The organism is Methanobrevibacter sp. (assembly GCF_017431965.1).
Taxonomy (GTDB): domain Archaea; phylum Methanobacteriota; class Methanobacteria; order Methanobacteriales; family Methanobacteriaceae; genus Methanocatella.
On record NZ_JAFRKB010000058.1, the window covers coordinates 32,114 to 56,530 of the forward strand.

Genomic DNA, 24,417 nt, shown 5'->3' on the forward strand with positions numbered 1-24,417 from the left:
TATGAAAAAAAATAAAAAACAGTGGTTAGTCTAATTCATTTAAGACTTTTAAGCCAGTCTCAGATAATCTATAAAGACGACCTTTTCTGACTTCAGGATTTAAACATTCGACAATGTCTTTTTCTTTTAATTGCCTCAATACATTAGAAATATGGTTTGGCAATATGCCACTATCCTCTGCAATCTCTTTTGGCATCTTAACATCATCATTAATGGACTTTAAAACTTTGATCCTATAAGATGATTTATTCACAAATCTCACTTTATCTTCCATATTACATCCTCCTTAGTTAATTTTATTTCCACAGTTCATGCAAAAAGAATCATCGGCACTGATTGGAGCACCACAGTTACTGCATTTTAATTCGACTTCAAAATGAGCTCCGCAATTTGTGCAGAACTTATCGTTAACATCTGCAACAGCACCGCAATTTTGACAATATTTCTTATCATCACTGACCAAATGAGAAGATTTAAATTCCTCTTTTGGAGTTGGAACATCACTTAAAACAGGTGCAGAGTAAAAATCTTTTTGATTTTCAATTTCAACAATCAATTCGTTCATTACAGCTATCCTTTTACTGTCTGATGGGTGTGTTGAGAAAAAATCATGACTATTAGGATTTCCTCCAGCCATACTCTGCCAAAACTGAGGAATTCCTGAAATGTCATAACCTGCCCAATGAATTATCATCATACCTAACTTATCGGCTTCCAGTTCCTGGTCCCTTCCCCATGGATTTATTAGGAAAAATTGAGAACCAACACTTGCAACATTTGTAGCAGCTCTTGTGAGACTTCCAATCTCGCCCAAACCAATCAAATCAAGTGCAAAGCTACCAACCCAAGCTGCAGAAGTAATGGCATTTTGGGCATTTTGAGCACTGGCACGAGTTCTTGAATGATCCAGAAGAGCATGCGCCATTTCATGACCCAAAATAAAAGCTACCTTTTCTTCAGTGTTTGCAACTGAAAGAATACCTGAAAACATTACAATCTTGCCCCCAGGCATGCAATATGCATTTACAGTATCATCAGCCACCAAATGGAAATCCCAATCATAATAATCTTGGGTATAATCGCTTCTTCCAATTTGAGCAAGGTAATTTTCAACTGCCTGAATCAATCTAATAGCAACATTTCTAACTAACTGACCTTGAGGAGTGTTATCCAGAAGCTGAGCACGGTTAATCACAGAATAGTATTCATTATAAGATTCCTGCAAAAACTTATCATCATTTACAATATCAAAATGTGATTTCCCAGTAAATGGATTAATTTTACTACGATCATCTTTTGCCATAATTCATCACATCTACATAATTATATTATTAATTTGTGTATAAAAAGTTTTTTGATAAACTAATCAAGAGTCTATTTTAAATAATTTGTTTATAAGATCCATCATTTACAAAATATCAAATAATAAATATTGATGAACATTGGGCATATTCTTTAGTAAATCTCCAATTAAAGATGACAAGATTGTTGCAATTCATGATATCCATTCCACTCTTTACTATTTTATTTTATACCTATTTACCCAATTCATGTTAGAAAACCTCTTAAAACTTCAAAATCATCTATTCAAAAGTCTTATGAATGAAATTTACCAATTAAAATAATGCAAATTATTTATAGTATTTCCAATATATACCTTATCATGGATTTTTTGAGTATTGTTGTCCGTGTTTTAATGATGAAGAGTCAGTTTTTGGATTTTTTTTAAAGAAAATGAAAAATCATTGGCTGACTATGACCATGGAATCATATACCTTAATGATGGATTCAATGATAATACTCTAAAAAATATTAAAGAAATAGCCAATGAAAATTCAAATGTTAAAGGTTTTGCTACAATGATGTGTGCCATTTTACTTTTAGGAGGCATACAATTACTATCAATTGGAATTTTGGGTAAATATTTGGAAAAAACATGCATTGAAACTATAGACCAATTTTCATTGTCAAAGAATCAAATATTGACGATTTATAATTATGTGATTTAAATGAGATTAGATAGGGAACTGATTTTATATGTTTTTTTCGGGACTTTGACATTTTTTGTTAATGTTATTGTTTATTTCCTTTTTGAAAACATATTTGGTGTCAATTATATCATTTCAAATATTATAGCATGGTTTTTTTCAGTCCTGTTTGCATATATCACCAATAGAATTTGGGTATTCGAAAGTAAAAGCTCCAACATTATAAAAGAAATGTCCCTATTCTTTGGAGGGAGAATATTTTCAGGCGTAGTGGATACTGGGTTGATGTACCTTTTTATTGATATTTTAACAATAGGAGATTTAATCTCAAAAATTGTTGTTCAAGTCATTGTAGTGATTTTGAATTATGTCTTTTCAAAATTGATTGTTTTTAAATGAAAAAATAGAATGATTAGAGAAATAATCTCTAAATTAAATTTATATATTGTTTGAATGAAAACTTCTTAATACTTGAAACAAGTACTTTTCTTTTTACTGTAGCAGTTATTGCAACTTTGACAAATTGCAACGCCTTCACCGTCACGTTTCCAATCGGCTAGGAAATCAGCTTGAGCAACAAACGGTTTGGACATTGAAACAAATTCCACTTTTGAATTATTTAATACATCGTTGATTTTAGCCATTTCCCTTAAAGATCCACCTAAAATAACTGGAATGTCAACTGCATCTATCAAATCATCAACATAAACCAAGAACGGATGTTTTTCACCCTTATCATAAATCTGTGAAATGGTACGTGCGGTCAGCTGAATGCTGTCTGTACCTGCCTTTTCAAGCTCACGTGCAATAGCAATGCTTTCATCAGCAGTGATTCCTCCTTTTCTAACATCCCATGGATTAATTCGGCAACTTACATGTATATCCATTGTCTTTTTAATGACTTTTATGATTTCAGAGGAAATTCTAACACGATTTTCAGTGTTTCCACCATATTGGTCTTCTCTCTGATTGAAATAAGGATTCATGAACCTTGCCAAATAAAAATTATTACCCATATTGATTTGAATACCATCAAATCCTGCAAATGAAAATTTTTTAGCAGCCATTATGACTTCTGCCTGTAACTTTCTTATGCCCTCCGGAGTAATATCATTGGCTTCAACTTTTTGATTCTCGCCATCATCATAATAGAAAAATGCCAATTGCCCCAAAATAGGAACATCGAATTCATGAGCAATATCTGTAACCATTTTATATTCTTTAATAAAACCAGGATAGTTTAAACTAGTGGAATAAGGGAAAAATCTGTCTTTATAATCAAGCGCAAATATTTCAGAAACGATAGCTCCAACACCACTAGATGCAATTTTTTCATATCTATCATAAACAGCAGGTGTTAAAAAGCCCCCTTCTTCAGTTTCGGTTTCCCATGTGCCTGTTCTGACAATCCTGCTTTTAAGCTTTAAATCACCTAAACTACATTCATCAAAAATATCCTTCATAAAAACCACTCCCAAAAAATAAAAATAAAATTATAAAAAAAGTAAAAAAAAGGTAATCTATTTGATTACCATTAAAGTGTCACCAGCGCTTACTGCATCACCAGGTTCTACAAAGATTTCCTCTACAACACCATCCACTTCAGATTGAATGTCGTTTTCCATCTTCATAGCTTCAATAACACAGATTGTTGAGCCGGCAGTAACTTTGTCTCCAACATTGACATTGAGTTTGATTACCATACCCTGCATGGAAGAAGTGACTCCTCCTTCAACCGGTTTGAAAGTTCCATTTGCAGTTTCCTCGATTTCCATAAATCCGGTAGGCATGATTTTAACTTCAAATACGTCTCCATCAACTTCGACATTGTATTGAGTTGGAATTCCAATACCCTCATCCTCACCAAATGCACGGGCCGGTTTAAGCTCTTCTTCTTCAGCTTCACCTTTGAGGAATTTTGGTGCTATAGGAGGGTACATTGCGTAAGTCAAAGCATCTTCATCGGATTTTACAAATCCTTTTTCTTCGCCTTCAGCTTTGAATTTATCAAATTCAGGTTCTAATAAATCTGCAGGCCTGCAGGTAATGACTTCTTCATCACCTATGATTTTACCTGCAATTTTTTCATCTACAGGCGCTGGAGGTTTACCGTACATTCCTTTCATGTATTCTTTTACTTCGTTGGAAACAGTTTTGTATCTTTCCCCACCTAAAACATTCATTACAGATTGAATACCTACAATTTGACTGGTTGGAGTTACAAGAGGTGGGTAACCCATATCTTTTCTAACACGAGGCATTTCATCAAGCACATCATTGTATCTGTCTAGTGCATTTTGTTCTTTGAGTTGAGAAATTAAGTTTGAAAGCATACCACCAGGAATTTGGTATAATAAAACATCAGCATCAATACTTTCAGAAATTGGGTCTAAAATTCCAGAATATTTCTCCTTAATATCTTCAAAGTACTTTTTAATATGAGCCAATAACTTCAAGTCAAGGCCAGTGTCGAATTCAGTGCCCTGCAATGCTGCAACCATACTTTCTGTTGGTGGCTGGGAAGTTCCCCAAGCAAGTGGTGAAATTGCAGTATCCAAAATATCCACACCTGCCTGACATGCAGCATAATAACTAATAGGAGTCATACCGCTAGTACAATGACAATGTAAATCCACAAGCAAGTCAGTTTCTTCTTTTAATGCAGAAACCAAGTCATAAGCAGCAGTAGGAGTAATTAAACCCGCCATATCCTTAATAGCTACTGAATCACAATCAAGAGCTTCCAAATTCTTTGCCAAATCTACGAAATCTTCTAATGTGTGAACAGGACTAATGGTGTAACTTATAGTTCCCTGAACATGGGCTCCTTGATCTTTAGCAACCTTAATTGCTTTTTCCATGTTCCTAATATCATTCAATGCATCGAAAACTCTAAAAATGTCCACACCGTTTTCATATGATTTTTCAACGAATTTTTCAACAATGTCATCAGGATAATGTTTATAACCCACTAAGTTTTGCCCTCTTAAAAGCATTTGAATTGGAGTTTTGTTAAATTCAGATTTTAACTGTCTTAATCTTTCCCATGGGTCTTCATTTAAATATCTGATACAAGTATCAAAAGTAGCTCCACCCCATGCTTCTACTGAAAAATAGCCAACTTTATCCATTTCTTCTGCAATAGGAATCATGTCTCTTGTTCTCATCCTAGTTGCAAGCAAAGATTGGTGAGCATCCCTAAGTGCTGTTTCAGTAAATCTCACTTTAGCCATTATTTTGCACCTCTTTTAAAATTATTTATTAAAATTCCTAAAATATCCAACTATAATATATGTCTTTATTATTATATAAAGTATACTAAAAAATGAATACTATCTATTTTTCAGATACGAATAAAATAAAAAAAACAGAATTTAGAACGAATATAATGGATATTCATTCAATATTAACTTAAAAAAATAAAATAAAAAAAGAAAATAGAAAAATTATCTTTCCAATTCACCGGAAATGAATTTTTCAACATTTTCATATGCTTCATCATCATCGAATTGGATTGGAGGATGTTTCATAGTATATGAAGAAATAGATGTCAATTGTCCTCCAACACCTCTTTCCAAACCGATTTTGCAACATCTAACAGCATCAATTACACATCCTGCTGAGTTTGGAGAGTCTTCTACACTCAATCTAAGTTCAATATTCATTGGAACATCACCGAATGTACGGCCTTCCATTCTGAGGAAACATAATTTATTATCATTTTGCCATGGGACATAATCACTAGGTCCAATGTGAATGTCACGATCATCCATTCTTTCATCTAAAACTGATTGGACAGCTTCAGTTTTGGATTCCTTTTTGGAGTCTAGTCTTTCCCTATTGAGCATATTTAAAAAGTCAGTATTACCACCTGTATTGATTTGATAGGTCCTATCTAATTTTACACCCCTATCCATAAATAAACTAGCTAATGTTCTGTGAGTAATTGTGGCTCCAATTTGGGCTTTAATATCATCTCCCACAATAGGAATTCCTTTTTCTCTAAATTTAGCATCCCATTCATCATCACTGACAATAAATACCGGCATACAGTTTACATAAGCAATTTCAGCATCAAGTGCACATTTCGCATAGTATCTTGCAGCCTCTTCAGAACCTACCGGCAAGTAGTTGACTAAAATTTCAGCACCACTTTCCTTTAAAACACTTACGACATCAACAGGTTCTTCATCACTTACAACAAATGTGTATTCATCATCATAATTGGACATGTGTTCAGCAACACCATCCAAAACATGACCCATACTTACTTTAACATCATATTTCGGAATATCTTTCTGAAATATGGTTGTACAGTTGGGTTTTGCGAAAATTGCTTCATCAATAGTTTTTCCAACTTTTCTTGCATCTACATCAAAAGCCGCTACAACTTCAATGTCACTTGGTTCATATCCCCCAATATCCCAGTGCATAAGTCCAATTGCATCTTCCGGCTTTTTACCATCATAATAGTGAATTCCTTGAATGAGGGAACTGGCACAATTACCAATTCCAACAATTGCTATTTTAATTTTGTTCATTTATAACACCAGCTAATTTAAAGTAATACTTTAAATAAATATAATACTAATATATCTTTAAAATATAGTTAATAAAATTATTGTTTCATAGGAGAAAAAATGGATAAAGTTATCTTCATTTCATTTTATTATAATCATGAAAATGAAATCGCATCAAAAAGATTGCAGGGAATAGCAAAATATTTGCCGAAAAACGGCTGGCAACCTGTTGTTATCGTTCCAAAAACCCAAAATGAAACTGTTAATTTTAAAGGCGTGAGAGTAATTGAAACTGAATATGAAGATATGCTTTCCAAATTTCTACCAAAATCTAAAGTAAATAAAACAAGCCTCAAGATTACCTCACAAAGCCAACCCAATAAACTTGTATCCAAAGCCATTTCCATTGCAGGAGAAATATTTGCGTATCCCGACGGTATGAAATACTGGGCCAAGCCAGCGTTTAAGACATGCAGTGAAATCATTGAAAGTGAAGACATAAAAGGTATAATCTCATCATCATTCCCAATTACTGCACACACAATTGCCCATGATTTAAAAGAAAAATATGATATCCCCTGGATTGCTGATTTAAGAGATTTATGGAACTTAAATCCATATGTTAACCATACATTTATCAGAAATTATTTTGAAAAAAGATTGGAATTGAAAACATTTGAAAACGTTGATATTTTAACTACAACCACCCCTCTTGCAAAAAAAACCTTACAGAGTTTGCATCCAACAAAAAAAATAGTTTCGATTGTTTCAGGTTATGACCCTCAAGATTTTAAAGACTTAAAGCAAACCAAAAAAAGTGACAAATTGACATTGATGTATGCAGGTTCCCTTTACAATGGAAAAAGAAACCCTTCCATACTGTTTGAAGCAGTTTCCCAGCTAATTGAAGAAAATAAAATTGATTCAGATAAAATAACTATCGATTTTTATGGAGACGCCGCGAATCTGGAGGAATTATCCAAAAAATACAATATTGAATCAATTGTAAGTATCCATGGGAAAGTAAGCCATGACGAAGTGCTTCAAAACCAAATGAACAGTGACGTTTTATTATTGATCTCATGGATGAACGAAAAGGAGAAAATGTTCATGCCTGGAAAGGTTTATGAATACATGGGGTCTAAAAAACCAATCCTATCAATCGGTTATAAAGAAGGATCCCTTAAAGAGTTAATCGAAAAAACTAATATCGGTTATCACATATCTTCACTTGAAGATAATAAAAAAGCTATTTATGATTATTATCTAAAATATATTAATAACGAATTAAAATATACTGGAAATGAATTTGCAGATGAATATTCTATGGAAAATACTGCAAAGAACTTTTCAAAACTACTTGAGGAATTGCAATGAATCCATATATCGAAATATTAAGGCCAGGTAATGCCGTAATGGGCGCAATAGCAATTATTTTAATTGCAATTATTGATAAAACAATTAGCATACCAATTATCCTTGCCATGCTTGCAGTATTTTTTGAAACTGCTGCTGGAAATGTAATCAACGATTACTTCGATTACAAAATCGATTTGATTAACAAACCCGAAAGACCACTGCCATCCGGAAGAATATCTCTTAAAGCTGGGCGAAACTATGGTTACTTGCAATTTTTACTAGGAACAATATGCGGGTTTTTAATTAGCTATCTAACTAATAACTGGATTCCTTTTGTTATTGTATTGATTTCAGATGTAATTCTTTACTTGTACGCATATAAATTAAAGTCAACACCTCTGATTGGAAATTTGATTGTTGGCTTTATGACAGGTTTTGGATTCGTGTTCGGTGGTTTTACAATCAATACTCCCGAAATCATTTCAATTTCAATATTTTTAGGATTTTTTGCATTTGTAATGACAACAGCCCGTGAAATAATTAAAGACATTGAAGATGTTGAAGGGGATAAAGCAGAGGGTGCAAAAACCCTACCAATCCTAATTGGAACAAAAACACCTGCAATACTCGCAGTAGCTTTAATCGTTATCGACAGCGCATTATGCCCTATTCTTTACTTCAATCATATTTTTGGAATTTATTATCTTGTTGTAATAGCCATTGCAGTAATATTATTCTTATACTCAGCAGTTTTAATTTTAAAATCACAAGATAGGGAAACTGCCCATAAAGCATCCAAATATTTAAAAATAGGAATGCTCATAGCATTCGTTGCATTTATATTTGGATCATTTTAATTTTTCTGATAGATAACTACATCTCCGAACTCTTTAACTGTAGAGTAATCAGTGAAATTATATTTATATGTCATGGCAACATAATAAGTTACATTATTGTCCACTAATTCCTGATTCGTGGTGTTTCCATCCGTAGCATGTTTAACATAACCCACTTCTTTTTGCAAATACCAAGTGTAAATTGGAGCCCTATCAGAAAATATGATCCCTTCCTTATCATTTAGCCAATCGGCAGCCTGTCTTTCTGAAATAACCAATCCGTCATCATAATAATCAGATAAATAATCGGCAGCACTGAACAGCATTAAACACATTATGAAAATCGGGACCAAATATGTTAAGTTAAAATTTTTAACCTTAAGAAAACTCATTTTATTTGTTAACATCTCAAAAGAGAATGTAACTAAGAATACGAATCCCGGAGCCATTGAAGTGAAGTACCTGAATGTTTTTGTCAAATGAGCTGTGAAAAAGATTAAAAAGGACAAAAACAAACCTGCCATTGCAATATTAATCGCCAAGTAAGGATAGCTGCTTAACCAAATATTGTCAACATGTTCATAGCCAATAATGATTTTTGTAAAAGAATATGCAAGCAAATACAATCCTGAGAACAGCAATAACTCCGAATACACAAATGAAAACATACTAGCTGTAAAAAATGATGTGGCAATCATAATAACTGATAAAATCAATAAGACATAAAATAACTTTATCGAAACGCTCCATTTATAAATACAAGAATCAGAGTCCTTGATTTTCAAAAAAGAATCAACTAAAGCATATATTAACATGAGAACTACTAAAACCAACCCTATAACTAAAATGGCCAATATCAATCGTGCTGCAATAATATTATTAATAGAGGAGATATTGCGAATCAGTCCATCAAAATAGTAAAATAAATTATTATCAATTAGTTTTCCTCCGTGAGATGCAGTTAAAGAAGTAGTGGAAGAAATATCTTCAGCCTGATTTAAAAACCCCAAGGGAATATTATTTAAAAAGAAATAAGCAAAAAATGGAATTGAAGTGATTATTCCGGCAATTATCCCCCCGACAATATTTTTAAAATATTTTTGAATGTTTTTTGAAATGTTGGTTCTGCTCATAAAATATAAAAGCATGACCCCAACAATAATCGCCCCAACATATTTTGTAAAGAAACATAAAACAGCGAATGGGAATGCAAGATAAAAATATTTCTGATTTTTTTCCATGCCCTGAATAAAGAAATACAATGCCCAAATCATTAATGCAACAAAAGGAATGTCCAATGTTCCATTTCCAACCCACAAAAGGTTAATCCATAATGTTCCATAAAGAAAAGCTCCGAAAAATGCAAAGAAATTATTGAATCTTAACCGTAGAATACGAAACATGCCCACAATTGCTATAAAAAAGAAAATACCTGAAGTGATGAAAATACTGGATTCAGATACAAAACCTAATTTAAATAGAATTGATGTTAAAAAGGGCAAAAATGGGGGGAAATAATTAATAAAGAAATATCCATCAAAATTTACTCCGGACATGCGTAAAGCTTCCAATAAATAAAAATATACATCACGATAAGAATGGCCTAAAATCGCATGTGTTGAATTTAAATAAATAATGGAAGCAGTAATGACAAAAGCAAATATGATAACCAGTGCCAAAGTAAATTTATTCTCAGTTTTCTTATCAAAATTTAACAATCTAATCCCCTTTACACATATTTTGGAATATAGTATAATTTAAAATTTTTGAAAAAGGATTATCTATCATAAAAAATAAAACAATAAACAATTATGTTTTTAGAAGAATTTGCATTTGAAAAAAAAGATAAATACATTCTACTACTGATAACACTATTTAGTTTGGTATTGACAAGTTATTACATTAGCTTTAATCAAAATTTGGGGATTTACTGCAGTGATGTTTATGTTTATCTTTTAAATGCCCTTTATTTTACCGGCCACAACAATCATTCAATTCTAACGATTTATTTATCCCCTACAATATGTTTTTTAACATCACTACTTATGGACATTGGAATTAGAAGTTCTATTTCTATTTGTATCGTGACTGGATTATTTGCAGTTATTGGAAATATAGGCCTTTATTTTCTTTTAAGAATGAAATTTGATAGTCTATTAAGTTTAACTGGAGTTATATTATATGCAACATTTGCACTTAACTTAACTTGGTTGGCCAACGGCAGTATTGACATTCCCGGCGTGAGCATTACTATTTGGACAGTTGTTTTTACAATTCTTGCAATTGATAAAAATCCAAAATATTATCATTATGCATTTCCAGTATTCGTTATTGCATTTTTTACAAGATATCAAATAATTTTCATTATGCCCGTCCTGATTTTATATTACCTATACAAAAATGGATTTAAAATTGAAAAAAATGATATAAAATTTATTAAAAAGGGCGTTTTAATAGCAGCGATACTTGCAATCATTATCTTAATACCTGTCCTGATTATGGGTCATGGACATTTCGAACCAGTTTCCCAAATGATGGGAGGAGTTTCCGGAAGCCAAGGCCGTTCTTATGATCCTGCCTACAGTACTGATGCCGGATATTATTTATCAAATTTCTTAAATTTCATCTCTTCTTCAAAAGTTACTTATGAACGAAGCACCCCAACTTTGCAAAATCCAACAATATTGTCATTCCTGATTATTGGAATTTTGGCAATAGGAAGCATATTATTCATTGTAAAGAGAGATTATGAATTGGATAAAAGAAAGTTGATTCCAATAGCATTATTCTTGATTGCAATTTTAACATTTAAAAGGACCAGTTCAGTAATAACCATTTCAATTGCATTTCTTGGATTGTTATTGATTGGACAAAACAGCAAAAATCAAAAAGGGCTTTTGATGTTAAGTTGGATTTTAGTCAATCTGATTTTCTATAGCTATTATAACCTTAAAGTCAATAGATATATTATTCCTGCAATTCCGCCTTTAATCTATTTGATTTTGGCAAGCATTGAACTGATTAATGAAAAAATCACAATTAACAAAAATATAATACCTGTTGTTTTGATTGTTCTATTTGCAATACAGGGATTTACATTTTGCTTTGCATTTGAACAGACAAATGACTTTACGGCCCCTCAAGAAATAAGCGAGTATATAATTCAGGAAGTTCCAGACTATGAAAATTGCAATATCGGAGTTTACAATATTAGGCCATATCGATGGTATTTGGGCGATAATATAATTGGGATACCAAATTCCGAAATTACAAAAGCCGATACGAGCAATATCAGTTATTATATTTCAAATGTGAAAATAGATGATTTTAATAATTTTACAGAAATAAAGAATATCGGTAAATTATATCTATACGAAAAGAGTGTTTGATATGAAAATTTTACATGTAGTGCCTTCTTTTACTCCTTGTTTTTCAGCTGGAGGAGTCGTTAATGCTTCTTACCAAATGGCTAAACAACAAGTAAAAAACGGACATGATGTATGCGTATACACCACAGACAGCTGTCAAGAACGTTTGAAACTCAAAAAAAATTACAATGTCGATGTTGAAGGAATAAAAGTTTTCTACTTTAAAAATATTTCAAATACCGTTAAAAACAAGATTACAATTGATACTCCAGTAGGTTCAATAAATTATTTGAAAAAGACAATCCCTGATTTTGACATCATCCATATTCATGAACATAGGCATTCCCTAGCCATCGCAACGCACAGATATGCTAAAAAAAATAAAATTCCCTATGTTCTTCAAGCCCACGGATCCGTTTTGCCATTTTTTCAAAAAGAAAAAATGAAAGAGCTTTTCGATAAACTTTGGGGATTTGATATATTATACGATGCATGTAAAGTTTTTGCCCTAACAGAAGTTGAAAAACAGCAATACCTAAAAATGGGCATTCAAGAATCGAAAATTGAAATTGTACCTCTTGGAATCAATTTAGATGAATATAAAACATTGCCTTCAAATGGACATTTTAAATCCAAGTATGGAATCAATGAGAACGAAAAGTTAATATTATTTTTAGGAAGAATTCATGAAATTAAAGGTTTAGATTTATTGATTAAAGCATTTAATAAAATTTCAGAAGATAACGTGAAATTGGCAATTGTTGGTGGAAACTATGGCTTTTTAGATGAAGTCAAATCCTTGATAAAAGAATTGAATATTGAAGACAAGGTAATAATTCCGGGAGTTTTAACAGGTGAAAATAAAAAAGAGGCATTGGTTGACTGCGACATATTCGTTATGCCCTCAAGATATGAATCATTTACAACCAGCGGCCTTGAGGCAATGGCCTGTTTTAAGCCACTGATACTAACCAAAAATAATCATATCCATGACTGGGTAAAGGATAATGTGGGACTTATATGTGAATTTGATGAGGAAGAATTGTCCAACTGCTTTGAAAAATTATTAAATGATGAAAAATTATGTGAACAATTCGGAAAAATGGGCAGAGACTTAATTGAAACAAAATATGATTGGGATAAAATTGAAAAGCAGATTTTCGATATATACCTAACATGTTTAGACTAATTTTTAGAAAGATATATAATAAAAAAAATAAAAAAAATATATAACATAAAAATGCATTTAAAGAGGATAATATGAAAGTTGTATGCTGTAAGAACTGTGGTGCAAAATACCAACTCGATGATGATGACGACATTACTACATTCGAGTGTTCTTCATGTGCAGGAGAGTTAGAATATTTAGAAGAATATTCTGATGGCGAAAAAAAATCTCGTTCTTCTTTCATGGATTCATTCAAGTATGACAATTCTTATATTGTTCAATGTGAAGACTGTGGATTGAAATATAAGATTAAAAGTAGTGATAGCATACTTGATTATGAGTGCGATAGTTGTGGAGGTTCTTTAAGATATCTTGATGATGAAATGAACAAAGAACTTGATAATTATCTCAAAGAAAGAAAAGCAGAGGCTGAAAAATTTAGAGCCCAATCACAATCTAATGAACCGACACCTGAAGAACCTAAAACAGAAGATAACATATCCTTAAAGTCAATTACCGATAGACTCGAAAACTTTTTCTCTGAAGAACGCATGTTAGAAATTGCAGATGATGAGAAAAACCAACATGAACTAGAAGAAGAACTTTATGTAAAAACTGCAAGAACCACCATTCCAGATGATATCCAATCTAAATTTGGTAAAGAATTTGCCCTTCCTAAAACCGATGATTACAACATCTTGAAAAATTTCTTAAAAGATGAATTCATGAAAGGAATGCGCGAATATTATCCAAACACACCTATAAACAAAAGTTCTAGTGGAAGTTTCCTTGATAGAATTAGTTTGAAGGAACCAACAATGGGCGCCACTGGAGTGGAAGAAGTTAGTGAAAGTGATTTTAATTTTAATATTAAAAACTTGGACTCCAACAATACATTGATTGCCGTTGGAGCAGTAATTTGTATTTTAAGCATAATTGAAGTATTCTTCATAAATTCCGGTATTGGTCTTGTGGCTTTAGTTATAGGCATAGTTATCTTGTTTTATGGATTATATAAAACTCGAGATGTAAAAGAACATGAAGAAAGAACCAGAATTATTAGAGAACATTTATTAACTCTTTCTGATGAATACTATGTCTTTTACAATGTGAAAACCCCAACTTCACCGGACAGCATCAACCATTTAGTTGTAGGTCCAACCGGAATCTATGCGCTTCTCTCACAGAAATACAATCCAAAGCTTAGATTAGAATCTGAAAATGAAAATTTAAACCTAATCGGATCTAGCGAATTAGACGAAGATAAAATTGAGGAAGTTGCACTTTCCAATAATACAAGAAGATTCAGATACACAACTAAACAAGCAAAATTCTCACAAGACAATAAAGTCAAACAAAAAGCATTGACTTTAGGTGAAGATTTAATTAATTTCCTTAATGACAACAACATTAGAAACTGTTTTGTCGAACCTTTAGTTGGTTTTATAAACAACGAAGTTGTTGTAATAAACATGCCTTTAACTGATGAAGACTTATTTATTGAGGAATTATTAAACAAAATCGAAACAAGTACAATTAAATTAGATTCTGAAACAATAGACAAATGCGCTGTTTTAATTAACAAGTATTCTGCCGATTGTTCTTTTGAAATAATTTAATTTCTTTTTTTATTTTTTAGATACCATGATTAATGTTATCAACAAACTTAAGAAAAAAATATATCTGCATAAGGTTCGAAGAGTGGCAAAAAGCTATGGAAATAACCTCAAAGTAAATGGTGACAGTTACGTTACACCAAACACCACTTTGGGAGATAATGTTAATTTTAATGGAATGAAAATTCAAGGATCAGGCAAGATAATTATTGGGGATAATTTCCATTCAGGTATTGAATGCATGATAATTACAAGCATACACAATTATGATAAAGGAAATGCAATCCCCTATGATGACACCATTATCTCAAAAGATGTTGTTATCGAAGATAATGTTTGGCTTGGAAATAGAGTAACTATTCTGCCGGGAGTAAAAATTGGAGAAGGTGCAATCATCCAAGCCGGAAGCGTTGTTGTAAGAGATATTCCAAAATATGCAATAGCTGGGGGCCATCCTGCAGAAGTGTTTAAAACAAGAGATATTGAACACTATGAAAAATTAAAAAAAGAAGGAAAATTCCATTAAATTAAAATATCAAAAAATTGATAAAAGAGTATATAAAAATTTGGAGATTGAAAAATGGCTGACATTACAATAAATTTTGAAAAATGCGATGACTGCGGGGACTGTACTGATGTTTGTCCAATGGAAGTATTGATTCTTGAAGACGGCAAACTAACCATTACTGATCCGGAAGAATGCAGTTATTGCGAAACATGTGTGGACATCTGTCCAAACGAATGCATTAAAATTGATTAAGGGCTAAATCATGCCTTTAATTAAATTTATTTCTTTTTTATCTATTCCCTTAAGAAGGAACAACACCACAAAGTAAATTACTGCGGCAATCACAATTACAACTAAAATATTAAATATGCCTGTTGGATTAGCCATTTTTACGAAAATTCCCATTATAACCGTTGCAACCACTATTTTAATGATTGCTTTATAGTCAAAAGGCAAATTAGCATATTTTTTTGAATAAATAAGAGTTACTGCAAAAGCGAAGAAATAACAGACCAATGTTACAAGGCCCGCACCATAAATTCCAAGATAAGGCACAGCCACAATATTGAATATTATATTCAAAACAGCTACAGATATCCAAATATAGCCCAAAATAGTTGTTTTTTTCTCTAAAATAATTATATTATTCACAATTCCATAAATTCCCATAAATATTGCTCCAAGTGCCACCAACGGAGTAATCATATATCCCTGATTTGCAATGATTTCAGTTGTTAACACATATAACAGAGGTTTTGAAAGTAAACTCATTCCAACCGCTGCAGGAATTGTCAAAAGCAAATAATATTTCATAGAATAAGTTAAAAATGTATTAACTTTATCCATATCTCCTTTTTCAAAATACTCAGGCAATACTGCTGGAAGCAAAACCGCAAATGGTGTCAAAAACATTAAAAGAATACTTCCTAAAGCATATCCCGGAGAGTAACAGCCAACTGCAGCAGAGCCAAGAAAAATACCAATGACAAATTTATCGCTTGAATCAACCACCCATGAAGATACATTGTTCGGAACTGTAGGAAGGGCAAATTTTAATTCTTCCTTTAAAGTTTTAAGCTTAGTTGCAAACCCTAATTCCCTTATTATTAAAATCGCCATGACTATAAAAACAAATAAATATCCGGTTAAAAGACCCAAAACAACAACCTCGATTGGATATTTCATCAAGGTAAGTACAATGCTTGCACCCACACCAATATAGGTTTGCAATACTAGAAATGTAGAATAAAAAGCAATCTTTTGAAAAGTCCTGAAATAGCTGAGCAACATTAAATTCAAACATGCCAAAAATGAAATTACAGTTACAATCAACATTATTTGCATGCTTCCATCAAACAGGGCATTTGCTATCTGTTGTGAAAATATCAAAAATACAAGAATCATGACAACTGTTGAAGCAAAAACCAACAGCATCATTGAATAAAAAGACTGTTTGATTATTTGTTTATCTTTTTCAGCTGCTAAAAATCTGACCATAGTATATGGAAGGCCTAAGTTAACAACATTCGGAACTAATGCGACAAGAGTATTGACTTGTGCCCAAACGCCATAATCTGCAGTTGAAAAATTCTTAGTAATGATTGGAATGAATATTAAACCACTAAGAGATATTAATATATTGGCAATGCCCACTATACCTATCCTTTTTACAAATTGGACATATTCATTCATTATCAATCACCTTTTTCAATAATCCCTTATCAAAATTTTTAAAGAAAAAGTCTTTATCATACTCGTTAGGATCAAAAATCTCTAGATTATCTACTAATTCTTTTGAATCTTTAACTTTACAGACATAATTCCTTTCAATCAAATCATTCAAATATTCTACACCAGGCACATCTACGATAAAAGTTTTGCAATTAAACATCAATCCTTCATATATTGCAGTTGAAAAAGCACCAATTTGATAGCTTGATTCTGCAAAAAATTGGTATAATGGTGTTTTACCATTATCAACAACAGTGAAATTATCCGATTTATCCGCTTTAACAAGTTCAGGATAATTACTTCTCCAGGTTTCATATTCGCCGGGATGCAACTTATAAATTATATTAAAATCTTTTAAATTTGTTGAGACATCATAGGCTATTTTTGATAAATATTTGCCTATTACCCCCTGAGATATGAATAAAATTTGCTTATCTTTTTTAGCGATATTTAAAAAATCTTTTGATTGAGCTTCAAAATATGGAAAACCAATTGGAATGATATTTTTTGAATCAATAGGGCAGGTTTCATCATTAATCCAATAGTTTCCAAAAGTGAGAAGTTTATCCGGAAAATAAGCAATTTCCCCATTTAATCTTGACTTTGTAGGATAAGAATAACCTAAATGATAATCAGTGATAGTTCCGTGTTGAAGTTCAATCACTTCAATACCCAAATCTTTTGCAGCCTTAACAATAGCTTGATTTTCATAAGCCACAACGACAAAAATCATTTTAGGTTTTCTTTTTTCAAACAACACTGTGTATTTTTTATAATCGTATTTAAAATTTAATATGTGAGTTTCTAAAATCCATTCCAAATTAATTTCTAAATTAAAAATTTTTTCAATGTCCTTTTTGACATTGGAAATTAAATCTTTTTCAGACTCAGTGAAATCAATTTTATGGAATTTTTTAAAGATATATGAACCTAACTGAATCCTATCAGTATATTTAATATAATCTTTATGATTTGTAAAATGTTTATTGAAATATGGAGCTTCCATAACTTCAAAAGAATAATCATCTTTAAGTAAATCTACCAGAAAATAGCTGTAAATATCAACATACTCATTATTAAGCATGGTTTTTCTAGGATGGTCAAAAATTAATATGTCCCTATTATAATCACCTTGAAAAGGATTGTATAATAAGCTATTTTTAAAAAAAGGAATAAATGATTTTACCTTATCAAAAATAGATAATGATTGTTGTTGAGCTGAACCAAAAGTGTTTAAACGCCTAGCAACATCATAATAAAGATACATCCTTATTAATTGCCAAGGAAAACAGCCTTGAACTTCCCAATAATTCAAATTATATTTTTCTTCAAGACTAAAAAAAACTTCACAAATCTCCCCAACACTATGCGACATTAAAACACCAATTATTGTAACATTTCAAAATCAATTAATGTATCCTCACAAATATCAGTCTTTGCAGTTTTTCCTATGACACTATCAATCTCAGATGGAGAAATACCAGTACCCGGTCTTTTGAATGTGACATCCTCTAATGAAATACTTTCTCCTTTTTTAATGTCTTTTTTGGCAACAATAGACCTTCTTGCTTCTCTTCTTGCAGAAGATTCGCAGATTAAGGGTTGTTTATTTGAACTTCCATTGATTTTTGATAAAAATTCAACATTTTTTCGGAATTTAGAAACATCACTAGGATCCATTGCGTGATAATGGTCATTTCCCGCCAATGTTTTATCTAATGTGAAATGTTTTTCTAAAATTACGGCGCCGTAATTATAGGCAGTTGTTAAAATCATCATATTTTCATCAGGCTTTGTGTGGTCCGAATATCCAATTTCATAATCGGGAAACTGTTTAACCAAGTCTTTAATCATTAACAGATTTGCATCTTCATATGAGGTAGGATACGATAAAACACAATGCATTACTGCAATATCGACAGTTGATACATCTTCAATTGCCCTAACAGCATCTTTAATTTCTTTGATAGTGGATGCGCCAGTTGAAAGTAAGATTGGCTTATTTTTACTTGCAATATATTTAATAAATGGAATATTGGTTAAATCAGAAGAAGAAATTTTGTAAATATCCATAAATTCATCCAAATAATCTACAGAATCAAAATCAAATGGAGTGGATAAAAACACTATCCCCACTTCCCTACAATAATCCGCTAACTCCCTATACTCTTCAGCGCCAAATTTATCAAATTTTTTAAATAACTCGAATTGGGATGTTGTGGGCTCTTCTGATAAATCCCAGTAAGCAGGAGAATTGCGGGAAGCAATTGTTTCTGCTTTATATGATTGAAACTTAACTGCATCAACACCACATGCCTTAGCTTCATCAATCATCAGCTTTGCAGCATCCATATCAGACATTCCATCTTTTTCGGCAATATCATAAAAGTTAACGCCGATTTCCGCAATTAAAAATGGCTTCTTATTAAAAATATTCAAAATAAACACCTTACGATTTATTATTCAATTCAAATTTTCTATATTCCTCTTTAATAATGACCCAAATATTTTCAAATCCATTTTTCAAATCGATGGACAGCATCTTTTCGTTCATGTCAATTCTTTTATCATAATCATTAACCAATTCAATAAACTGATTCATAATTTCCGAATCATCAACATTTATGCCCAAACCCATATTAATAAATCCATTAGCATTAGTGCCAAATACATGAGTTAATTCCCTTTCATTTTGACATAAACATATTGTAGGGACACCTAATGAACATATTTCATACATTGTTCTGCCAGCAGATGTGAAAATAATGTCTGCTTTAAACATGAACTCGCTAATATTTGACACATTAGTATAAACCTGAATGGATGGATTTGATTCAATTCTGGAAATCAAACCTTCTTTATCCGAATAACCTAATCCTAAAATTACATTAATACGTCCCTCATAACTTGTTTTTGTAATTGCATTAATGACCCTTTCCGTAAAATTATTAGGATCGGTTCCACCAAACGTGATTAAAATATTTTCCACATTCTGAGTAATGATTTTTTTAGGCTGGAAATAGAATTCATCTTTTAAAACATAATATTTATGACCTGTGAAAATGTGATTTTCAGATAAATCGTGCTCATACAATGCATCAAATACCACATCTGCAAATTCAGTGCCGGTTCCTAAATCTTCAAAGTTAACAACAAAATATCCTTTAGTTTTTAATTTAAGAACATAATCTGTTGAAGTATCTAAAATATCATTAATAACAATTTGAGGATTATACTGCTCTAATTTATCAAATAACTCATTTTCACCATTATAAATTTCATAAGGGTAATTGTAACTATCTACAATATTAATTCCCAATTGATGTGATCCATCTAGCAAAAACAATACTTCATGGAAAACCAGTTTTGAAGCAATTGATAAACATCTGTAAATATGGCCGGTTCCGATTTCGTTGTATGCATTGACCACAACAGCTATTCTTTTCCTATTAAGATAATTTTCAGCTAACCACCAATCTTCATAAGTATCAATGTCAATGCTTTCTTCCCTTGAAACTTCAATTATGGAAATATTTTCTCCAAGACGGGAAGTTTCATTAACAAAAGCTCTTCTTGTAGCCAGAATAGCTCCAGTTTCTCTAAATGATTTTGGCAAATATTGTCTGTTAACCCGCTGCATGTAAAGTGGGAAATATCTCTGGTTATCATCATCATAGCCCCACTTCAAGTGTCTATCATCCACTACAGAAATTACGCTATCCACTGAAAAATCTTCGAATTTTTCAATAGCTTTATCTAAGGTTTGTGTTTTAAGTAATGGTGAAGTAGGTTGGAGAGTAATTACAATGTCATATTCATCAAATGCCAACTTTTCTTTTTGAATCATTGCATTATAAACAACTGGATCAAGGGGAATTTCATCACTGGCCAATTCTGAAGAGCGTCTAACAACACTAGCTCCGAATTTTTCGGCTATCAATGTAATTTCGGAATCATCAGTAGTTACTACAACATCATCCACATATTGGGATGACCTGGCAACACCAATTGCATAAGAAATTAAAGGTCGATTATTCAGCAGCCGGATATTCTTGCGAGGAATCCCTTTAGAACCGCCTCTTGCAGGAATAACTACTAAAATTTTATTATTATTAAACATAACCATCCCTAAAAAATTACAATAAATTTAATTAATGCAATAGTAAATATATCTATAATATAATATTAAATCTTCGGTGTTAATATGAAAAATATGTCAAAAGAATTAATAGATAGGATAAACAACTTAGCCACACCCGTCAAAATAATGCACGTTTGTGGGTCTCATGAGCATACAATAATGGAAAATGGAATTAGAAGTTTGCTTCCAGAAGAAGTGGAGATTGTTGCAGGCCCGGGATGTCCAGTTTGTGTGGTGCCTTCACGTGAAATTGATGAAGCATTGGAGCTTATTGACAAAGGAGTGACAATCACCACATTTGGGGATATGTTAAGAGTTCCTGGTTCACATTCATCCCTTGCAGATGCAAAAGCAGAGGGTGGAGATGTTAGAGTAGTTTATGGAATCAACAGAGCTATCGAGATTGCGGAAAAAGAAGACAATGACGTAGTATTTATAGCTGCAGGATTTGAAACTACAGCACCTACAACAGCCGCTGAATTATTAGCTACACCTCCTGAAAACTTCTCAGTACTTTCATGCCACAGATTGATTCCACCAGCAATTGATTTTTTAATTAATTCCGGGCAAACTAATTTGAATGCATTAATCCAGCCAGGACATGTATGTACAATTATCGGGACAAAACCGTTCGAATACTTCTCAACTGACTTCGGAATACCACAAGCAGTAGCAGGATTTAACCCATTAGACATATTAATGTCTGTTTACATGATTTTAAGACAAATTCATAACGAAACACCGAAAATAGATAATGAATACAACCGAGCAGTGCGTGAAGAAGGAAATGTTATTGCACAGGACATGATTGACCAAGTATTTGACATTACCTCTAGAGAATGGAGGGGATTTCCCAAAATACCAAATTCCATATTAGAAATTAAAGATGAATTTAGCGAATTCAATGCCCGTGAAAAATATGACATTGAAGTTAAAGAGGTTAATGAAGCACCTAAAGGATGTATTTGCGGACCAATCTTAAGGGGACTTGCCCGTCCTGAAGATTGCAAGTTATTTAGAAATGAATGTAATCCGCTCCATCCAATCGGAGCCTGTATGGTAAGTAAAGAAGGAACATGCAATATAGCACACAGATATTCCAAAAGACAGTGATAAAATGACCATAGAAGCAATTGCTGTAGATATTGACGGGACAATAACTGATGAAAAAAGACAGATATGCATATCAGCTATCGAAGCTTTAAGAAAAGCGGAAAATGCAGGAATTCCAACAATAATCGTTACCGGAAATGTTGTTAATTACGCATATGCAACAGAAGTACTTATTGGATGCAGTGGTGGACTTGTAGCCGAAAATGGAGGAGTTGTTTTCAAAGAAGGAGAAAATGACAATGCTGTTGAAACATTAGTTGAAAGAGATTTTGTCACATCTGCTGAAAAGCACTTGAAAGAAAAATTAGGTGAAAAATTTAACCAGCATGCTTCTCATGACAATATGTATAGATTAACTGAAACAGTTTTCTATAAAACAATAGCCCGCGAAGAATTAGAAGAAGCTTTAAAAGATTTCAAATACTTGAATGAACTTGAAATTTATGACAGCGGCTTTGCACTTCACATAACCGATAAACGAGTGAATAAAGGGACTTCCCTTAAGTATTTATGTGAAAGAAATGGGATAAATATGGAAAATGTAATGGCCATTGGAGATAGCCAAAACGATGAAGATTTCTTAAAACAGGTCGGTTATAGAATAGCAGTTGGAAACGCTGAAGATAAATTAAAAGAAATCAGCACTTACACCTGTGAAAAATTCTTTGGCGATGGAGTGGCCGAAGCTATTGAAAAATTTGCACTATAGTGATAATATGTTATACGAAATAGCAGAAACTGCAAAAAAAGAAGTTGAAAATATTTGTGATGAATACGAAATTTATGTTGATGAAGCAAAATCAATAGAACTCGATTCCAGAAAAGAAGAATTGAACTTCGCAAAAGAAGAAATCGAAAAGGGAATCGGAATTCGCGTAATCAAAGACAATAAAATTGGTTTTGCATTTACTTCAAACTTGGATAAAATAGCTCAAACTGCAAAACAAGCTGTTGAAAACACTAAATTAAATAAGATTGATGAAAATTATGCCTTTTCTGAAGTAGAAAGTGTAAATGATGTCAAACAGGTTTATGACAAAAAATTCAATGATTTAAGCATTGATGAAACTGTTGAATTATTGAAAAATGTCATTTCCCTAGCAAGCGACAGCGGATGTGAAGTAACCGGGTCAGGATTTTCTGCAAGTGCGGGCAAATCACTAATCATGAATTCAAACGGAGTTTCCATAGAAAATGTTGGAACCGGATTTGGCATTGGTTTATCTGTAACAATCCAAAAAGAAGGTCAAATCGCAACTGCCTATAACTCCATGTCTTCAAGATTTTATGATTTGGATGGAGATAAACTAGCTAATGAAGTATGCAATTTAGCTAAAAGCTCTCTTGATACAAAACCTATTGAAACTAATGACTATGATGTAGTTTTAGATTATTATGCTGCTACAGGACTGCTTCAAACATTTTTAAATGCATTTGATGGAGAAAATGTGAGAAGAGGCAGATCCATTCTAAAAGACAAAATCGGCAGCGAAATCGCCAATCCGACACTTTCAATTATCGATAACCCGTTACTTGAAAAAGGAATGTATTCAACAAAATGTGACGGGGAAGGAAGTGTCTCCAAATCTACTGATTTAATCAAAAACGGAGTTTTGAATTCATTTATTTATGACATTTATACCGCAAACAAGGAAGGTGTTAAAACAACTTCAAACGGTTATAGAGGCAGTTTTTTAACAACACCGATGATTTCACCTTCAAATCTTGAGTTTAAATTTAGTGAAATGAAAGATTTAACCGAAATTGAAAAAGGTGTCCTGACCACCAGCGTTTTGGGAGCCCATACTGCAAACCCGATTTCAGGCGATTTTTCAGTGGAAGCCAGCAATGCATTTAAAATAGAAAACGGAGAACTTACAGACCCAATTAATAAAGCCATGATTTCCGGAAATATCTTTGAAATCATGAAAAAAGTAGAAGGTTTAAATTCAGAAATAAAACAATATGGGTCATTCATCATTCCTAAACTATTAGTGCATGATTTAAGAGTAGTTGGTCAAAATTAAAAAAAGGAAATATTAAATTCTCTTTAATTTTTCCCTATATCT

22 protein-coding genes are annotated in these 24,417 nt (G+C 32.2%); 12 read left to right on the forward strand and 10 right to left on the reverse strand.

Annotation, left to right across the window (positions count from 1 at the left end; all coding sequences use genetic code 11):
• Positions 1–25 precede the first annotated feature (25 nt).
• Positions 26–274, reverse strand: coding sequence for a transcriptional regulator (locus IJI93_RS08830; protein WP_292822209.1), 249 nt, complete (start codon positions 272–274; stop codon positions 26–28).
• A 12-nt stretch (positions 275–286) separates the two neighbouring features.
• The gene (locus tag IJI93_RS08835) at positions 287–1,303 is read right to left on the reverse strand and encodes a M48 family metallopeptidase (RefSeq protein ID WP_292822211.1); all 1,017 of its coding nucleotides are present in this window, start codon (positions 1,301–1,303) and stop codon (positions 287–289) included.
• A 442-nt stretch (positions 1,304–1,745) separates the two neighbouring features.
• Between IJI93_RS08835 and IJI93_RS08840 the strand changes: the two genes are divergently transcribed.
• A complete protein-coding gene (locus tag IJI93_RS08840; protein WP_292822213.1) occupies positions 1,746–2,009 on the forward strand; it encodes a hypothetical protein in 264 nt (87 codons plus the stop codon).
• A complete protein-coding gene (locus IJI93_RS08845) occupies positions 2,010–2,387 on the forward strand; it encodes a GtrA family protein (RefSeq protein WP_292822215.1) in 378 nt (125 codons plus the stop codon).
• A 65-nt stretch (positions 2,388–2,452) separates the two neighbouring features.
• Here the strand turns inward: IJI93_RS08845 and IJI93_RS08850 are convergent, their stop codons facing one another.
• The 3 genes from IJI93_RS08850 to IJI93_RS08860 form a co-directional block, all read right to left on the reverse strand.
• A complete protein-coding gene (locus IJI93_RS08850; protein WP_292822217.1) occupies positions 2,453–3,451 on the reverse strand; it encodes an NADH-dependent flavin oxidoreductase in 999 nt (332 codons plus the stop codon).
• Between the two features lie 57 nt (positions 3,452–3,508).
• Positions 3,509–5,221: a sodium-extruding oxaloacetate decarboxylase subunit alpha gene (gene oadA / locus IJI93_RS08855; protein ID WP_292822219.1), complete on the reverse strand. Its 1,713-nt coding sequence runs from the start codon at positions 5,219–5,221 to the stop codon at positions 3,509–3,511.
• Between the two features lie 213 nt (positions 5,222–5,434).
• Positions 5,435–6,529 carry an inositol-3-phosphate synthase gene (locus tag IJI93_RS08860; protein WP_292822221.1) on the reverse strand — a complete coding sequence of 365 codons (1,095 nt, stop codon included), beginning with the start codon at positions 6,527–6,529 and terminating at the stop codon, positions 5,435–5,437.
• A gap of 99 nt (positions 6,530–6,628) precedes the next feature.
• Between IJI93_RS08860 and IJI93_RS08865 the strand changes: the two genes are divergently transcribed.
• On the forward strand, positions 6,629–7,885 hold the full coding sequence (locus IJI93_RS08865; RefSeq protein ID WP_292822223.1) for a glycosyltransferase: 1,257 nt from the start codon (positions 6,629–6,631) through the stop codon (positions 7,883–7,885).
• Positions 7,882–8,724, forward strand: a complete 843-nt coding sequence (locus IJI93_RS08870) for a UbiA family prenyltransferase (RefSeq protein WP_292822225.1) — start codon at positions 7,882–7,884, stop codon at positions 8,722–8,724. Before IJI93_RS08865 ends, IJI93_RS08870 begins: the two co-directional genes overlap by 4 nt.
• On the opposite strand, the gene IJI93_RS08875 is transcribed toward IJI93_RS08870, so the two are convergent.
• On the reverse strand, positions 8,721–10,421 hold the full coding sequence (locus IJI93_RS08875; RefSeq protein ID WP_292822227.1) for a glycosyltransferase family 39 protein: 1,701 nt from the start codon (positions 10,419–10,421) through the stop codon (positions 8,721–8,723). The two genes, IJI93_RS08870 and IJI93_RS08875, sit on opposite strands and share 4 nt — an antisense overlap.
• A 93-nt stretch (positions 10,422–10,514) precedes the next feature.
• Between IJI93_RS08875 and IJI93_RS08880 the strand changes: the two genes are divergently transcribed.
• From IJI93_RS08880 to IJI93_RS08900, 5 genes are all read left to right on the forward strand, one after another.
• A complete protein-coding gene (locus IJI93_RS08880) occupies positions 10,515–12,092 on the forward strand; it encodes a glycosyltransferase family 39 protein (RefSeq protein ID WP_292822229.1) in 1,578 nt (525 codons plus the stop codon).
• Position 12,093: 1 nt separating this feature from the next.
• Positions 12,094–13,260, forward strand: coding sequence for a glycosyltransferase (locus IJI93_RS08885; protein WP_292822231.1), 1,167 nt, complete (start codon positions 12,094–12,096; stop codon positions 13,258–13,260).
• A gap of 71 nt (positions 13,261–13,331) precedes the next feature.
• Entirely contained in the window at positions 13,332–14,858 is a 1,527-nt protein-coding gene (locus IJI93_RS08890) for an NERD domain-containing protein (RefSeq protein WP_292822233.1), read from the forward strand.
• Between the two features lie 25 nt (positions 14,859–14,883).
• Entirely contained in the window at positions 14,884–15,381 is a 498-nt protein-coding gene (locus tag IJI93_RS08895; protein ID WP_292822235.1) for a DapH/DapD/GlmU-related protein, read from the forward strand.
• Positions 15,382–15,435: 54 nt separating this feature from the next.
• A complete protein-coding gene (locus IJI93_RS08900; protein WP_292822237.1) occupies positions 15,436–15,615 on the forward strand; it encodes a 4Fe-4S binding protein in 180 nt (59 codons plus the stop codon).
• 3 nt (positions 15,616–15,618) lie between these two features.
• On the opposite strand, the gene IJI93_RS08905 is transcribed toward IJI93_RS08900, so the two are convergent.
• From IJI93_RS08905 to IJI93_RS08920, 4 genes are read right to left on the reverse strand one after another with little or no spacing between them, the layout of a single operon-like run.
• Positions 15,619–17,055, reverse strand: coding sequence for a polysaccharide biosynthesis C-terminal domain-containing protein (locus IJI93_RS08905; protein ID WP_292822240.1), 1,437 nt, complete (start codon positions 17,053–17,055; stop codon positions 15,619–15,621).
• Positions 17,048–18,469 carry a sialyltransferase gene (locus tag IJI93_RS08910; protein ID WP_292822242.1) on the reverse strand — a complete coding sequence of 474 codons (1,422 nt, stop codon included), beginning with the start codon at positions 18,467–18,469 and terminating at the stop codon, positions 17,048–17,050. The genes IJI93_RS08905 and IJI93_RS08910 overlap by 8 nt, the downstream gene beginning before the upstream one ends.
• 11 nt (positions 18,470–18,480) lie before the next feature.
• Entirely contained in the window at positions 18,481–19,533 is a 1,053-nt protein-coding gene (locus IJI93_RS08915; protein ID WP_292822243.1) for an N-acetylneuraminate synthase family protein, read from the reverse strand.
• Positions 19,534–19,543: 10 nt separating this feature from the next.
• Complete coding sequence (locus IJI93_RS08920; RefSeq protein WP_292822244.1) at positions 19,544–21,214, reverse strand: cytidylyltransferase domain-containing protein; 1,671 nt, start codon at positions 21,212–21,214, stop codon at positions 19,544–19,546.
• A gap of 84 nt (positions 21,215–21,298) precedes the next feature.
• Between IJI93_RS08920 and hypD the strand changes: the two genes are divergently transcribed.
• The 3 genes from hypD to IJI93_RS08935 are packed head-to-tail and all read left to right on the forward strand — an operon-like array spanning position 21,299 to position 24,375.
• Positions 21,299–22,348, forward strand: a complete 1,050-nt coding sequence (hypD, locus tag IJI93_RS08925) for a hydrogenase formation protein HypD (RefSeq protein WP_292822245.1) — start codon at positions 21,299–21,301, stop codon at positions 22,346–22,348.
• 4 nt (positions 22,349–22,352) lie between these two features.
• On the forward strand, positions 22,353–23,057 hold the full coding sequence (locus IJI93_RS08930; protein ID WP_292822247.1) for a phosphoglycolate phosphatase: 705 nt from the start codon (positions 22,353–22,355) through the stop codon (positions 23,055–23,057).
• Between the two features lie 7 nt (positions 23,058–23,064).
• A complete protein-coding gene (locus tag IJI93_RS08935) occupies positions 23,065–24,375 on the forward strand; it encodes a TldD/PmbA family protein (RefSeq protein ID WP_292822249.1) in 1,311 nt (436 codons plus the stop codon).
• Positions 24,376–24,417 lie beyond the last annotated feature (42 nt).